The organism is Bacteroidia bacterium, from assembly GCA_023228875.1.
GTDB lineage: Bacteria > Bacteroidota > Bacteroidia > NS11-12g > UBA955 > JALOAG01.
On the sequence record JALOAG010000005.1, the window covers coordinates 205144 to 221006 of the forward strand.

The window sequence follows — 15863 nt, forward strand, 5'->3', positions numbered from 1 at the left end:
AATTCTGTGTCAAGTTTGTTGTAAAATCTTGCAGCAATGGTAATTGCTTATGTTGACTTGTGTAGTTTGTCTCTTGGTAAGGTGTTGAAGAGTCATCAACATAAGTCTCAAAAAGAATTTCTGATGGCTATATTTGCGGACTGATTTTGCAATAAAACATCTTGAAAATACTTTTTGTAGCCAACCGTTTTCCCTTTCCTCCACACAGAGGAGATAAGATTAAAATTTATAATCTGGCACGTAAACTTGCGTTAAAACATGAGTTAATATTGGTTACATTCACGCAAGATAAACAAGACCTTGCAAATCTTTCTAAGTTAAACCATATTTTTTCGAGAGTTGAAACTATACACTTGCCTCAATGGAAGTCAGTGTTGTCTTGCAGCCGTTTTTTAATTGACAAAAGCCCATTACAAGTATTGTATTTTCGCTCAAATGCGTTTAAAAAATTATTGTCAAAAGTGGTAGCAGAAGAACAGCCGGATGTTGTGCATGTGCAACATTTGCGTATGTCTCAATATCTGAATCAATTAGCAGGAATTCCGGCTTTATTGGATTTGCCGGATGCATTCAGTATGTATTGGGAGCGAAGAAAAAATCAAGCTGCCGGAGTGCTGAAAAAAATGTTTAACACAATGGAATTTAAGAGGCTGGAAAAATATGAGCTTATTCTGAAACGATTTAACCTTTGTGTTGCATGTTCTAAAGAGGATGTAAATTATTTGATTAAAAAGCATGAATTGACGAATATCAAGGTATTGCCAAACGGAGTTGATGTAGAAGTGTTTTCTTCAGGAATGGGTCATGATTATAGTCAGAATAAGATATTATTATTTACGGGAAATATGAATTATGCTCCCAACGTTGACGGTGTGCAATACTTTGTGAAGGATATTTTGCCATTGATTCATAAAAAACACCCGCAAGTTAAATTTGTTATTGCGGGACAAAATCCTGTTCACTCTGTTCTTACATTGGCATCAGAACAAGTTGAAGTTACAGGTTTTGTAATAGATATTGTGGACTATTATAAACAAGCAGCGGTTGTTGTTGCACCCTTGCGTATAGGAGCCGGAACTCAAAATAAAGTGCTTGAGGCTTTGTCTATGGCTATTCCGGTGGTTTGTACGCGAGTTGGTTTTGAAGGATTGGGAATTAAACAAGGTGAAGGTGCCTTTATGGAAACAGAAAATACTGCTTTTGCAAACAGGGTAATGGAGTTATTGGACAATCAAGAATTAAGAAAAAGTACAGGGCTGTCCGGACAGGCAATGATTCGAAAACAATTTGATTGGAATGTTGTTGCGAGTGTGTTAGAAGAGTATCTAAAAGAAATTAAGCATGGGTAGGATTCGCTTTTTTGGTGCCATTATTATCTTATCTCTGATTATACAAGCTGCGTATTTTGGAGATGTTAAATCCATGTTTGGAGACTCTGCTTTTACAGTCTTTAAAATTCTGAATTTTGAATCGATACCGGTTGAGCATGATCGTTATGCAGGGGCAATTGTGAATATTCCTGCGTATTTAGGGATGTATTTTGATGCCCCAATTTCGTTAATTTTTAAACTTTATGCAATAGGACCTTGGTTGTTGATATTGGGAGTTTTTAGTTTGTTGGTTTATTTAAAAAGACCTGTTGAGTCGCTGACCTTAGTCATTTCCTTAGTATGGTTTATGAGAGAAAGTTTCTTTATTACGACAGAAGTACCGGCTGCAGTGTCATTCTCGTTATTGTTTAGTGTGTTTTTGTGGTGGCAGAATAATAATCAAATTGTGCGAGATTGGCGTCCGGTATTGATTGGGTTATTGGGTGTAATCGGGGCGGTTTTCTCGCATCCCATTGGCTTGATATTAGTATCCTTCTTATTAGTATTGAAGTTCACGGACAGTATAAAGGAATTTAGGAAATGGTGGTATTTTGCCATTCCTTTGCTGATTGTTATACTGTTAAAGTCAGCTTTTTTTTCGACTTCCTCTTATGAAGAATCATTTTATACAAAATTGTTTAAAGACATAACATGGGTGCAAGGTTTTACAGATTTATATTCAGTACAATTCTTTTTTAAAGCACAAAACGGGATGTATTTATTGTTGATTTTGCTTTGGATATTAGCCTTGTTTAGACTCAACACAAATGAAGCACGTCCTACATTTTTATTCAGCTTAATAGGGCTGCCGGTTTTGTGGGTATTAGTCATGGTAACTTTTAAAGAAGGGGATGTAAATCCCATGATGGAAAAGAGTTATTTAGCGATAGTAATGCCCGTAGTTTTTGTATTTATTTTTAGAAGTTACCAATTGTACAAAGGAATAGGAGGGATGGTGTTTCTTTCTTTTTGGGTTATTAGTTTAATCAGTATAAGCAACATTGCTAAAATTGGCAATGAAGTCTATGCAAAGCGTTTAAATCGTTTAGAGAAATTAGTAACCATGCAACAGCGAACCGGACACGACAAATTTTATGTAGAAAAAGCACAAATTAAAGGAGATGTTTGGCTTACCCATTGGGCTCTGCCTTTTGAAACCTTGTTAATGTCTTTAGAAAAAAATGGAGTTGGTAAGCTCACTGTGTTAGATATGTCAACAAGAAACTTGCCCAACCTTAATTCACATCAATATTATGGACCTGATTGGTTTGGCGCATGGGATGTGAACACTTTAAATAAAAAATACTTTTCACTATCAAAATCTGAATGGGTGAAAATAGGTAGTCTTGATTTTGTAGAATAATGCCTTTAGTGGGTAAGTCGTGTATGTTTCTTATGGTATTCGATTTGGAATTTCAAAATCTTTGAGCATATATTTGTAGAGACCTAACGTTAGTTAGCTATGAAGGTGGCGAAAAGACAGTTAATAATAGATAAAGCGCTGGAATTAATCAGAAAAAACGGATACCACGCAACAGGAATGAGAGAACTTGCAAAGGCTTTTGACATGGAAGCCCCAAGTTTATATAATCATATTAGTTCTAAAGAAGAAATTTTACAAGAAACATGCTTTGGCATGGCAGATAAGTTTATAACTGCATTGGATGAAGTCAATGATATTTATTTTAATGGCGAAGAAAAATTACGCATGGGAATAAGAAATCATATAGAAATTCTTACAGCGAACTTAAATGCGACCCATGTGTTTTTATATGAATGGCAGAATTTAAGTGAGCCATATTTGAGCAAATTTGTAGAATTAAGACATCAATACCAAGACGGTTACAGACAGATTATTATGACAGGCGAAAAAGAAGGTGTGTTTAAAGAAAGTGATATCAAGTTTGCAACACTAACAATATTATCTGCAATAAACTGGGTTATAGAGTGGTATAGACCGGACGGCAAAATGAGTCCAAAAGAAATTGCAGATAAACTCACTGACTTTATTTTGTCAGGACTAAAAAAAGAAAAAATATAAATCATCAATACTTATGTACGGAAACGCTTACATCGACCCCGACCAAACCCCTAACAAATATACTCAAGACGAAGATCTTGAAAAACTTGCTGAATTTGAGGCAAGGATTGAAGGAGGAGATAAAATTGAACCCAAAGATTGGATGCCCAAAGAGTACAGAAGGCAATTAGTAAGAATGATTGAGCAGCATGCTCATTCTGAAATTATTGGAGCTTTGCCTGAAGGTACATGGATAACACGTGCGCCCGGCTTTAGACGTAAACTGGCACTAATGGCTAAGGTACAAGACGAAGTAGGACATGCTCAATTACTTTATAGCGCTGCCGAAACTCTTGGTAAATCACGTGAAGAAATGATAAATGACTTAATTAACGGTAAGTCAAAATATTCTAATGTGTTCAATTACCCGGCAGTAACTTGGGCAGACTCTGCCATCATTGCATGGTTGATAGATGCAGGTGCAATCGTAAATCAACTTGCCAATTCAAAAGGTAGCTATGGTCCCTATTGCAGGGCACTTGAAAGAATTTGTGTAGAAGAATCTTTTCACTTGAAATATGGACATGATAATGTTGTATTCTTAGCAACCGGCACTAAAACCCAACGCGACATGGTGCAAGATGCGCTCACAAGATGGTGGACTCCTATCATGCATTTCTTTGGACCAAGCGACAAAATCTCAGTACACACTGAAACATTGATGAAATGGAAAGTAAAAATGGCTTCAAACGATGAAATGCGCCAAACTTTCCTTAATATGTATGTCCCTAAAATTTGGGATTTAGGTCTTGTAATTCCTGACCCAAACTTGAAGAAAAATGAGAGTACAGGACTCTGGGAATATACTGAGCCGGATTGGGAAGAATTTAAAAGAGTTATTAATGGTGATGGACCTTGTAATAAAGAAAGACTTGCTGTAAGAAAATATGCTGAAGAAAAAGGAAGATGGGTGCGCAAGGCGCTTTTAAAGAAAGATGCAGAATATGTTACTCCGCTTGTTTAATTAAATAATGAAAAAGAAAATATGAAAATACATTCATTAGACCCTAGAATTACTCGTGCAGAAATAGATAGTGAAAAACCGTTTGAAGTAGCTAAAGAATTAGATCAGTGGCAAACCTATGAGGTTTTTCATCAAACCAAGCGCGGGCTACAACATCAACATGTAGGTTGTGTTCATGCACCTAACGCAGAAATGGCACTCTTGTTTGCTAAAGAAGTGTATGGACGCAGAGGTATGTGTGTAAATCTGTGGGTAGCCAAGTCTGCTAATATTTATGCATCTGACTATGAAGATGCAGATATTTTTGAGGCAGAAGAAGTCAAAACATATCGAGATCCGGGTTATTATAAAGTGATGGATAGAATTAGAGCATTTAAAGAAAAACAACAATCGTTATGAACATATCTGAAAAAGGATTTGAAGCAATCAAGGATTTGCTCTATAAAATGGCTGATGACCAATTGATTATTGGGCATAGAAATTCTGAATGGACAGGGTTAGGTCCTGTATTAGAAGAAGATATTGCGTTTTCTTCAATGGCTCAAGATAAACTTGGACATGCACAAGCGTTATATGAAATTCTTAGCCAAATGGGAGAGGGAGACCCTGATACCATAGCGTTTATGCGTAATGCAGAGCAATTTCATTGCTGCCATTTGGTTGAACTCCCGATTGGAGAATATGAATTTAGTTTAATGCGACATTTTTTCTTTGATAATGCTGAATTATTACGCTTCGAAATGTTGGCAAACTCATCTTTCGAACCATTGTCCTTCCTTTCTAAAAAAATTAAAGGTGAAATCAAATATCATACTATGCATGCGGATGTTTGGATATCTCAGCTGGGCAACGCTTCTGAAGAGAGTAATATTAGAATGCAAAATGCGCTGAATGCCACATTCTCATTGGCACTAGGAATATTTGAAAAAGGAAATTTTGAAGATGTGTTAATATCAGAAGGTATTTTTGATGGAGAAGAATCGCTTAAAGCCAAGTGGCTCAATGTAGTGATTCCAATACTTGAAAAGTCAGGGTTGAATGTTCCGGACCCAAATGCAACAACTGCTTCTATGGGTGGACGTAAAGGAAATCATACCGAACATTTACAATCGCTGTTAAATGAAATGACAGAAGTATTTAGAATAGACCCTGCAGCAGAATGGTAGATAAGCGAGGTGTGAAATGTTAGTTACCCAAGCAGATGTGCTCAATGCGCTCAAAGAAGTAAGCGACCCTGAAATTCCCACTATTTCTATTGTGGATTTGGGGATTGTTACAAAAATTGTTATTAATCCTGAACAGACATACGTAGAGCTGACTCCTACATTTGCAGGTTGTCCGGCACTTAGAATAATGGAAACATTGGTAGTAAATAAACTAAGTGAAAAAGGGTTCGCTAACCCTGTAGCTAAAACAACTTTTGAAGTTCAATGGAATACAAGTATGATTTCAGAAGCCGGTTTGTTTGCATTAAAGAAGCATGGACTTGCTCCACCTCAACCGATTGATGGAGAATTAAATTTGAATGATTTAAAGAAAATCCCTTGCCCTTATTGCGACAGTCCAAATACTGAACTCAAAAGCCCTTTTGGTCCAACTCTCTGTCGTTCAATACACTATTGCAACGATTGCCTGCAAACGTTCGAGGCGTTTAAACCCGTACAATAATCCTTGCCGGGTTGCAAACTGATTTATTGTATATCATGCAATAGAGTAGTGATTGCTAATGTTGGACTATCGCACTGCAACAGAACTCATTAGCAAAATATGTTGTAATTGACAAAAGCATTGAGCCAATGTGTAAGATTTCCGTCAACGGAGAAATTCTTATCAATGGTCATTCTAAGATTGTTTTGGGCGAAATGATGTTCAAACAGAGTTGATGAATACACCTGTTGCAAATCATGATTTGAAAGAAGTAAGAGTTCATTGGACAACATTTGAAAGATGGCGTATTTTAAAATATTTAAGCACAAGTGTTTGAAAAGCAGATTGAGTGCTTTAAAAAAGGAGAGGGGAAGTATATTTGTGAGTTCCCGACAAGCGAAACCGACCTGCGCTCCATTCAAAAGATACTCAGATACAATAATAGAAAAACTACAAAAATCTAATTTTATAAGGGTACAAAAAGCCTTCCAAAACATCAAAAGTCCGTTTTGCGATTTGTAGTATGAATAATACACCAAGCCAAACAAGAGTAAATTATTTGTGTATTTTTGTTGCATATATAAATGAGTTTCCGGCTAGCATAAAAGACTACATCACAACGCTCACAACTCCTATATAAACCACCCAAAAAACCAACTTAAAAAGCATAGTTGAAAAAACAAGTGTGCTTAAAACGCTTCTAATGAAGCCGTTTTTGATGTTTTTTTCTTTTTTTAGAGAGTTGTGCAACAGCTACCCGTGTTAGCACTCGTTTTTCTTTTCAATTCGTCAATTTTGGTCTCTCCGTTTTTACTAAAAGTCCGTTTGCAATAAAACTATCTCCTGTTGTCAATTCTATTGTGTAAGTTAATTGTTCCTCTTCAATTGTCTCAATGGAAATTATGTTTATAAACTTATTTTCAGTCGGGATAAAAACTCTGTCACCGATTTTTAATTGAATTACTTCAGATGTTTGTTCGTAATTGTTGTTTGATTTAGTTGGGTTTACTGATGCCCAAATTTTGTCTTCTGTCCAAAATGGGTGGTCGTCAGTTGCAATTATTTCTCTGTCTGAAAAGCGTAGTTTTAAAAGATAGGTATGTCTTGCTATAGTAAGTTCTGAAACTTTCACTTTGTCCAAATTACCTGTCAAATTATTGTATGTAAGAACCCAATCTTGATTTGTTATTTCTTCTATTTTCTTTGTTGAATTGTCAGCCATTGTGATTTGTGTCCCTGCTGCGAAACAATGAACGTCTAAGCCGTCAAAATTGATTTCACTAACAGCAACGTCATCGTATTTTGTGCCTTTGTAAATTTCTAAAATCTCTAAGGTTAGAATTAAGTCCTTTGTGCTATCAGTAGATTGAATAGGATTGATTTTAAAAGACTGAGTGTTGTTAATGTCTTTAAGTTCAAGAATTGCTGTCGGTTTGCCGTTCACAATCATTTTGAACTTTGCTACTCGTGAATTTGCTTTCCACAAGTCAGTATTTTTAATGTACCCGTTCCAAATTATTATTTCATTTACCCTTGGTGCATATGGTTTGAAATGAAAATTTATTTTATTTCCGATTGAACCGTTTGAGTTGTCAGGAATCCACGCAGTAAAAAGGTCAAAGTCGTGAATGTTGTCTGGTAAGTATGTTATTTTTCCTTCGTCTTTTAAATACGAAGAAGAGGTTATTTTGTAAGGTCCACCGCCACAATACCAACTGCAACCAACACCTTGCGTCAATGGACCGTAACCGCTTTCTAAAGAGTCAATCATTTTTTTGTCTTGCTCTGAAAGTTTCTCATAGTCAATCTCACCCGAATTGATTTTTCCATATTGGTCAAGTGCTTTTTGCCAAATTATTTGGTCTGCTTTTTTAAAGTCATTAGAAGCGTTAACTGTCGCCTGAATAATCGGCAAATTTTGACCTGAAATCGAAAGTCCCAAAGTCAAAAAGAAAATTGTCAATATGTAAGCTGTCTTTGTCATTTGTTGTGTCTTCCTAAAATGCCTGCTAACGGTTGGCAGCTACAAGAAGTTGGCGATTTTCACCACAACTACCCGTGCGGAGAACCAAATATTCATTAACCACAAATATGTCTGCGGAACACTCAACCGCCAATTTATTGTAGGTGCTGCTATGCCCAGTACTTTGTCCTTTTTCATAAGTTTAATATCAAGCCAAACCACTTCCATCAATTTTCCTTTCGAGGAATCAGTAATTTGCTTTTTTGATTGGAACATCCTGTTTCTTTTATAGTTTCGGAAGGAATTAATTTGATTGTTTTGTCAGCCGTATCTCCAAGTCTGAAATGATAATATGTGTCGCAATTTAAAGAATCTATCACTATCTTTATTTCCTTTCTGCCAATTTGTAATTTGCAGTACATAGCACCGGAAGTATGTGAGAAAGTGACCACACTATCAGTTTCCGATACCTTAAAGCTTCTAATTTTTTTTCCGTTAGATGACAGCCCTATTTCTACTTTAACCATTTGTCCTGCCAGTCTCCATTCTTTGATATTGATGCATGTCAACCCACAACCTGGTTGAGCCTTAAGCATAAGTTTTGGAATGCAGATTATCAGAATCAAAAGGACTATTCTCATATTAATTATTGGTTTTTTTATCTTCTATTACTATGTTCTATGCAGCCATAACTATTTAATATGACCCAAATCATTGGAAGTGCCTGATTTATTTTTTGAATGTCAGTGAATATATCTCTAGACATTGGGGCATTATAATTGGTTGTAATAATCCAATTTTTATCGAGTGTTTTTCGAATTCTATAAATACCAAAATTATTGCTTTCTAAAACTGACCGAATGGTTTTTTCGTCAACTAATTCATTTATCATAAAATCTAAAGTTTTATCTATGCCATTGGCACCATAAGCACATTCTAAAACATACTGCAATTTATAAGTTTTTAAATACTGGCTTTCTTCAATGGCTTTTCTAAACTCGCTTCTCTTTGCCGAGTCTGTAGGCCAATGTATGTTTGTATCATATATAATATGGTTGGTGTCTGATGGATCTGCAATCCTTCTAAGTTTTTTTATTTCTTTCCAAAATTCAAGAATGAATGATGCCATCTTCGAAGAATCAGAATAGTAAGAATCTGCCAATTCAAAAGAAACATTCTCCAAAGGTGAAGAAAGTGGAAAAAAACCCATGGGGGTTGGTAAATAAAAATCTCCCGGTTTTCCCAAGGCTATCCTTTTTCTTAACCTTCCATGTGGATTAAGTTGTATGTGTTGCATTTGTTTTTCATAACCCTGTGCCTCAACTTCTATTTTATAGACTCCTACTGTTGGTGTTTTTATGAAATATAGACCATCATAACTGTGTGTTGTAAAAGTGTCAGAAAAACCCTTGTAATTGCTTAAAATAATTCGGGCATTTTCTATTGGCTTGCATTCTGCATTCATGACCCAAAAATATGAACTGTCAAGATTGCTGTGTTTCTTGCTATTGAAATATTGTAAATTATCTCTTAATTTTATTGAATTTGAATCTATAAGAACACCATGCGGAATTCTCTGTACCTGACTAAAAACATTGTGAGGATGAAAAACTATTAAAATAAATAACAAAGCTGGCATGAACAAAATTCCTTTTAGGAATTCTGATAATAGGTAAACCAAACTCCCTATATTGTAAATGGTAATAATTTTATACGATAATTTCATTTGGATTGTTCATTCAAATTTAGTATATAAAGTTCAAATTTTATTTTCTTGATTCCAAACCTTTTTGTGTAAGTATTGTACATGTCATTTTTTCTTATTGTTTGTGAATTAATGGGTTGTCATAGTATTGGGCATAACGTTTTGCAGCTTGGCGAAGTGGCGGATTTAGAAGCACTTACTTTCAATTTAGCACTAATGTTCATTTGAAAACCCAAAGTTCAATTTAGCACCGAACCCGCCATTTTGCCAAACCGCTGTGCCTGTTGCACAACCACACCCATAACTTCATTAGGCAAATATAAATCAATTATGCATGTATTAACAAAAGTGCAATAAATGTGCGTAATTAATTGATTGTCAGTGTCGTATATTTTGTCTTAAAAATTTCTTTTCTTATCTTTGATGCATGCAGGGACGTAAGGATATTCAACCAAAAATGTTGTATCAAGTAAGCATTGACAGCATGGTACCAACTGACAATTTTTATCGCTTATTATCACAAACCCTTGATACAGCATAGCGCTAACCATGCAAAAAATAGAGGCAACTGCGCAAAACACCTTTCGTTTTTTTATTGACTACATCACAACGCTCACAACTCCTATATAAACCACCCAAAAAACCAACTTAAAAAGCATAGTTGAAAAAACAAGTGTGCTTAAAACGCTTCTAATGAAGCCGTTTTTGATGTTTTTTTCTTTTTTTAGAGAGTTGTGCAACAGCTACCCGTATTATGGGCTGCCTTTCTCTTATCGTTTGTTTTCAGATGTTCAAGCATAATTTAGTCAGTTCAAATTTTCCTTCTTCTAAATCAAAGTATTCTATTTTATTTTCCAAGCTATTATCGTAATCATTATGGTCATCTTCAGTATTTTCACTATCGTCATTTTTTTCAAAACGAAAAACTCTATACTCTGCCGTCAAGGAATAATTAATGTTGTTTCTGCCCCAAGATGACTCTGAAATTGTTATGATATAATTATTATCAATTTTAAATTCTCTTGATAGGTTACCATTAGGATTTCCACCTGTTCCTAAGTCAGCAAAGAACCAATCACTTAAATGTCCTTCCTTATTCATACTTGCTAATATGCCTATAGACATAGCGTATTGTCCTTTTGGTGTCAGTGTGATGTGAAGTAGATAGTTGTTACTGTCCACTTTTATAAATCCAATTATTGCTATTTCTTCTAAGTTTTCAAGGTCCAGACAGTTTTTAACGTCTTCACAGTCCATTTGTCCAAACGGAGAACTTACAATATTGTTGACTCTTTTTGGTTGAGTTGAAATCAATTTAGTTACAAGAAATGTACTGTCTTTATCAGTCAATATTTTCCTTTGATTCTGAATGTCACTGTTATATTGAGATGTGTATGGCACTTTCAAATTTTGTGCGTTCTCTAATAGTGATTTAAAGTCAGATTGTCCGTAAACAAAGCCTGTCGTGATTAAAAATATTATTAATGTTATTCTTTTCATTTTCGGTGTCGTCTTTTAAGGTTGCCCATAACGTTTTGGCGCTTGGCGAAGAAGCGGATTTCGAAGCACTAAACAGTCTGCCAGCACTGAACTTGATACGAAGCACAAAGCTTCAATTTAGCACTAAACCCGCTTTTTTGCCAAGCGCCTGTTATGCCTTGTTTTTAAATTTTCGTCTGTGTTTCATTATGTAATTTGTAGAGTCCGGTTTAATGTCAAACTGTTGAAATTTATATTGTTCATTAATGTCTTTTCCTTCGTTTAATTTATAGTCAAACACTTTCTTTAGAACAAATGTGCTGTCATTTAATATATCGCCTTTCTTTTCAACTAAATAATATGCTCCAATCCAATTTACGTAATACTGAATAATAATTTCATTATTCTCCGTTTTGAAAACACCTTTTCCCCAAATAGGATACCTGTCTTTGTAATTTCTTATGTCACATTCAAAATGCTTTTTAGCATTGTCAAATGTATTTTGGTCAAGTAGTCCGCAGTTAGTTGAATAGTCAAACACATAGTTTTCTTGAAAACCTGTTGAAATACCAAAAGTCAATAAAGTACCGTCTTTGTGAAGAGTCAAAGGTCTAATTTGTTTTTGTAAATATGGCTTTGTGCTGTCTTGACTGAAACCACCGTATGAGTTTTTAAAATAAGGGAATGTCATTTCTTCTTTTTCTTGGTAGTAATAGCCGTCAGTTCTTATAGGTCTTAACTTGTCTCCAACTTTGTCTAAATTGATAACATATTTCTTGTGGTTAACAACCATACATGAAGTCAAAGTCAACAGTGTCAATAATGATATTTTAAGCTTAATTTTAGTCATTCATTGTCGTTTGATTGTCGGTCTCTTAAAATAAGGCACGTTTTAGGGCTTGGCGAAGGTGGCGATTTTCACCACAAATGTTGATGCGGAGAACCAAACTTTGATTAACCACAAATGTGTCTGCGGAGCACTGAACCGCCACTTTTGCCAAACCCGTGTGCCTGTTGCACAACCACACCCATAACTTCATTAGGCAAATATAAATCAATTATGCATGTATTAACAAAAGTGCAATAAGTGTGCATAATTAATTGATTGTCAGTGTCGTATATTTTGCCTTAAAAATTTCTTTTCTTATCTTTGATGCATACAGGGACGTAAGGATATTCAACCAAAAATGTTGTATCAAGTAAGCATTGACAGCTTGATACCAACTGACAATTTTTATCGCTTATTATCACAAACCCTTGATACAGCATAGCGCAAGCCATGCAAAAAATAGAGGCAACTGCGCAAAACACCTTTCGTTTTTTTATTGACTACATCACAACGCTCACAACTCCTATATAAACCACCAAAAAAACCAACTTAAAAAGCATAGTTGAAAAAACAAGTGTGCTTAAAACGCTTCTAATGAAGCCGTTTTTGATGTTTTTTTCTTTTTTAGAGAGTTGTGCAACAGCTACCCGTGTTATGGCTAGTTATTTTTCGCAATATAAATTGTAATATAAATGATGAATTTCAACGTACTTATATTCGTCTCCTGGGAGATTGTGTTTTGATATAAAATGTGCTCTATCCAATTTTTGAAATCCACTTTCATAAGAATCATGAGCCTTAATGATTGTTTCTGCTTCGTCAAGAACTTTTGAGAAGTTTTTTTGATTACAAAAACTAAGCATTATTCCATAATTCTGTCTCCACGTTAAGTATCCTAAAAGTTGTTCAATAGTCTTGTGGTATAATTTTTCGCCTCCGTAAAATTTACATTCAGTAACTAAAATATTTCCCTTGTCAATATTCAAATAAATATCTGTTTTGCCTTTATTATTGAATGTTTCACCGGTTGCTTGACCTTCAAATATTGAGTTAAGGTTGGAGAGCAGTAAATCACGAAGATTGGGTTCGTCAAACTTTTCATAAGTCTTGGGTGTTTTTTCAAATTGAAGACATTGGTTATTTAAGAGTTTAATAATATCTACAACCTTTTCTCTGTCAAGTTGATAATCTTCGTCAGGTGTTTTTGGTTTTATTTTAGCAATGAATGGCTTTTTATTTACTTGTATTTGTTTAATTATGTCACTGTCTTTTCTTGCTAGTGGTATTTTAACGAGATTAACTAAATCATTTAATCTGTTTTTATCTGCGTCTAACTTGTTTTTCCTTTCGTTGATGAATTGCGTCAATCGTTGTTCTAGCTTTGAATTTTCAACCTCTATTTCAGCATTTTTTGAATGGAGCAAATTTTGAATTCCTGACCTGTTAGATGTGATTACATCTCGAACTTGTTCATTAGTTAAATTTCGTCCATATCCTTTCATCTCAACTGTAATAACAAAATAATTGCCTTTAATTTCAAACTGCGATCCGCCCGAAAGTGAAATTGAATTCGTTCTCAACTTAAATATCTGGTCAATTTTTTTATTTGGTTGAATAGGTATTTTTACCAAAATATTCTCGCATTCGATTTTTAAATCACCGTCCTGTTGATAGCCCGATTCTCTTTCATGTGCATATATAGTTTTGATGAATTTTTTATGTTCAATTGATTCTTCCTTATTTGGGTCGAGTTCAATCGGGTCTAGCGCAATGTCCATATAAAATTTAACCAAATCTTCGGTCGGTTGAGCTATTATATAGTCATCCGACTCAGTCGCTATTTTCAACTTTATGTCGTTGAACAAGGCATTATAAAAGTCTTCGTATGTTCTGTCTGAAATTCTATTCATGTCGTTTTATAATTAGCCATAACGGTTTGGCGGCTTGACGCAGGGCGGATTTTACCGACAAATGTTGATACGAAGATAATATTTTTATCATATCGAAAATGTTCTATCGAAGTGTTTCGCCTGCCTTGCGTTCAAACCGCTTGTTGGCGGTAGTTTTTATGTTATTCTGTTCAGGATTCCTTTCAATTTTGGTTCGACATTAAGTTGTTCAAACAGCCTTTCGGCTAATTTTAAAGAGTTTTTAAAAGACAATCGTAAATTTTCAGGTTGCAAATCAGATGTAACTGTCTTGTATGCTGAATACCAAGTTGAGTCAATATCTTTTTCAAGACATTTGGTCGGACTTTCCCAATGTTGTATTTTGTCGGCTGTTATTCTTAAGAGCCAAAGTAAATATTTCTGAACATTAGACAAACTTTGATGAGCGTGAGCAAATTCACCACGTTTAATCAGGTTGCTTGTTGTTAGCAAAACATTCAAAAGCGATTCACTTAGCCACAGAGTGTTTTGATTTGTATTTCGCTCTGGTGATTTTATTTTAATCTGATTGAGCGTTTTTGCTAAAAGTCCGTCTTTGTCTACTAAATTCATTTGGTCAAAGTCGCTAAAAGCAACCATACCTTCCCACGATTTAATAATTTCAATTTCTTCTGTTGTTAAAAAATGAAATTCGCCTCTGACCATATTGTCGAAAATAGCCACTTCACTTCCATATTCGTTGGTAAAATACAATAGAACTGGGTGAATTTGGCTTACCCATTTTTCTGATGAAAAATCATCTTTACTTTTCAAGAAAATATAAAATTCGATATCGGAATATTTGTCTCCTTCGTTTTTAGTGAATGAACCATACATAAAAACTACGGAAACATTTTTGTCTTGTTGGGCTATAGATTTAGTTTTACTAATCATTTGTAACTGTATCATTTTTTTTGGGTTTAAAAGTGAATAATACAAACCCTCATTACTTTTAAAAGCAATGTTAGAGAGTTCTGTTTTATTTGTTCGGACAGTTACTTATAGCTTCATCGGATTATCTTTTCTATTATGTTATTATAGTGTTCGGTAAAATTACCACCAACTTCTGACTAGCTTGCTGAAGTGGCGATTTTCACCAACAAATGTTGAAATGAAGATAGTTTTTAATCTCCGTAGATATCTGAATCTATATCAATTGAAATGTCAGATATAGTAATTTGTTTTGCATTTTTGAAATCAAACTTTCCCTTTGCCGAAAATGGCTTACTGTAATTCTGATTAAAGCTATGATCGCCTTTACTTGCTCCCATTACCAAATCTGCTGAAAAGTTTCCGCTTTTTACCGTAAATTCCCGTTTAGGAATATCAACGAAAATATTATTATAATCTACTTCACTTTCCCAAAAGTCACAACCATAATTGCCCGGATTTGTGTTGTTAAGGACATCATTCCAAATTTCCATATCTGTACTAATTTCTTCAGCTATTTGTTCTCTTATTTCATCTATAGTCATATTATTAAGTTTTTATTAAAGGTTCGTTCTAAAATTACCGACAACGGTTTGGCGCTTGGCGCAGTGGCGGATTTCGGAGCACAATACTGTCAATACACCACAAAAGTTGATGCGAGGTAGAATGTTCAATTAAGCACTTCACCCGCCATTGAGCCAAACGCCTGTGCCTGTTGCACAACCACACCCATAACTTCATTAGGCAAATATAAATCAATTATGCATGTATTAACAAAAGTGCAATAAATGTGCATAATTAATTGATTGTCAGTGTCGTATATTTTGCCTTAAAAATTTCTTTTTTTATCTTTGATGCATGCAGGGACGTAAGGATATTCAACCAAAAATGTTGTATCAAGTAAGCATTGACAGCTTGGTACCAACTGACAATTTTTATCGCTTATTATCACAAACCCTTGATACAGC

General features: G+C 34.8%; 15 protein-coding genes. 7 read left to right on the forward strand and 8 right to left on the reverse strand.

Features of this window, described 5'->3' with window-relative positions; all coding sequences use genetic code 11:
• Positions 1-161: 161 nt before the first annotated feature.
• The 7 genes from M0R38_07490 (at position 162) to paaJ (ending at position 6082) form a co-directional block, all read left to right on the forward strand.
• Positions 162-1349: a glycosyltransferase family 4 protein gene (locus M0R38_07490; GenBank protein ID MCK9481585.1), complete on the forward strand. Its 1188-nt coding sequence runs from the start codon at positions 162-164 to the stop codon at positions 1347-1349.
• Positions 1342-2733 (forward strand): hypothetical protein, encoded by a 1392-nt coding sequence (locus M0R38_07495; GenBank protein MCK9481586.1) that lies wholly within the window; start codon positions 1342-1344, stop codon positions 2731-2733. Before M0R38_07490 ends, M0R38_07495 begins: the two co-directional genes overlap by 8 nt.
• Positions 2734-2832: 99 nt before the next feature.
• Positions 2833-3411, forward strand: a complete 579-nt coding sequence (locus M0R38_07500) for a TetR/AcrR family transcriptional regulator (protein ID MCK9481587.1) — start codon at positions 2833-2835, stop codon at positions 3409-3411.
• A gap of 13 nt (positions 3412-3424) precedes the next feature.
• Positions 3425-4414: a 1,2-phenylacetyl-CoA epoxidase subunit A gene (gene paaA / locus M0R38_07505; GenBank protein ID MCK9481588.1), complete on the forward strand. Its 990-nt coding sequence runs from the start codon at positions 3425-3427 to the stop codon at positions 4412-4414.
• Positions 4415-4435: 21 nt separating this feature from the next.
• On the forward strand, positions 4436-4813 hold the full coding sequence (gene paaB, locus M0R38_07510) for a 1,2-phenylacetyl-CoA epoxidase subunit B (GenBank protein MCK9481589.1): 378 nt from the start codon (positions 4436-4438) through the stop codon (positions 4811-4813).
• The gene (paaC, locus tag M0R38_07515) at positions 4810-5580 is read left to right on the forward strand and encodes a phenylacetate-CoA oxygenase subunit PaaC (GenBank protein MCK9481590.1); all 771 of its coding nucleotides are present in this window, start codon (positions 4810-4812) and stop codon (positions 5578-5580) included. The genes paaB and paaC overlap by 4 nt, the downstream gene beginning before the upstream one ends.
• Before the next feature lie 16 nt (positions 5581-5596).
• On the forward strand, positions 5597-6082 hold the full coding sequence (paaJ, locus tag M0R38_07520) for a phenylacetate-CoA oxygenase subunit PaaJ (GenBank protein ID MCK9481591.1): 486 nt from the start codon (positions 5597-5599) through the stop codon (positions 6080-6082).
• A gap of 760 nt (positions 6083-6842) precedes the next feature.
• Here paaJ and M0R38_07525 read toward each other — a convergent pair.
• The 8 genes from M0R38_07525 to M0R38_07560 form a co-directional block, all read right to left on the reverse strand.
• Positions 6843-8045, reverse strand: a complete 1203-nt coding sequence (locus M0R38_07525) for a hypothetical protein (GenBank protein MCK9481592.1) — start codon at positions 8043-8045, stop codon at positions 6843-6845.
• A 206-nt stretch (positions 8046-8251) separates the two neighbouring features.
• Complete coding sequence (locus tag M0R38_07530) at positions 8252-8620, reverse strand: hypothetical protein (GenBank protein ID MCK9481593.1); 369 nt, start codon at positions 8618-8620, stop codon at positions 8252-8254.
• A gap of 62 nt (positions 8621-8682) precedes the next feature.
• A complete protein-coding gene (locus M0R38_07535) occupies positions 8683-9750 on the reverse strand; it encodes a hypothetical protein (protein ID MCK9481594.1) in 1068 nt (355 codons plus the stop codon).
• Positions 9751-10512: 762 nt separating this feature from the next.
• Positions 10513-11229: a hypothetical protein gene (locus tag M0R38_07540; protein ID MCK9481595.1), complete on the reverse strand. Its 717-nt coding sequence runs from the start codon at positions 11227-11229 to the stop codon at positions 10513-10515.
• A 151-nt stretch (positions 11230-11380) separates the two neighbouring features.
• Positions 11381-12058 carry a hypothetical protein gene (locus tag M0R38_07545; GenBank protein MCK9481596.1) on the reverse strand — a complete coding sequence of 226 codons (678 nt, stop codon included), beginning with the start codon at positions 12056-12058 and terminating at the stop codon, positions 11381-11383.
• Between the two features lie 641 nt (positions 12059-12699).
• Positions 12700-13947 (reverse strand): hypothetical protein, encoded by a 1248-nt coding sequence (locus tag M0R38_07550; protein ID MCK9481597.1) that lies wholly within the window; start codon positions 13945-13947, stop codon positions 12700-12702.
• 156 nt (positions 13948-14103) lie between these two features.
• Positions 14104-14874, reverse strand: coding sequence for a nucleotidyltransferase domain-containing protein (locus M0R38_07555; protein MCK9481598.1), 771 nt, complete (start codon positions 14872-14874; stop codon positions 14104-14106).
• 215 nt (positions 14875-15089) lie between these two features.
• On the reverse strand, positions 15090-15440 hold the full coding sequence (locus M0R38_07560; GenBank protein ID MCK9481599.1) for a hypothetical protein: 351 nt from the start codon (positions 15438-15440) through the stop codon (positions 15090-15092).
• Positions 15441-15863: the final 423 nt, after the last annotated feature.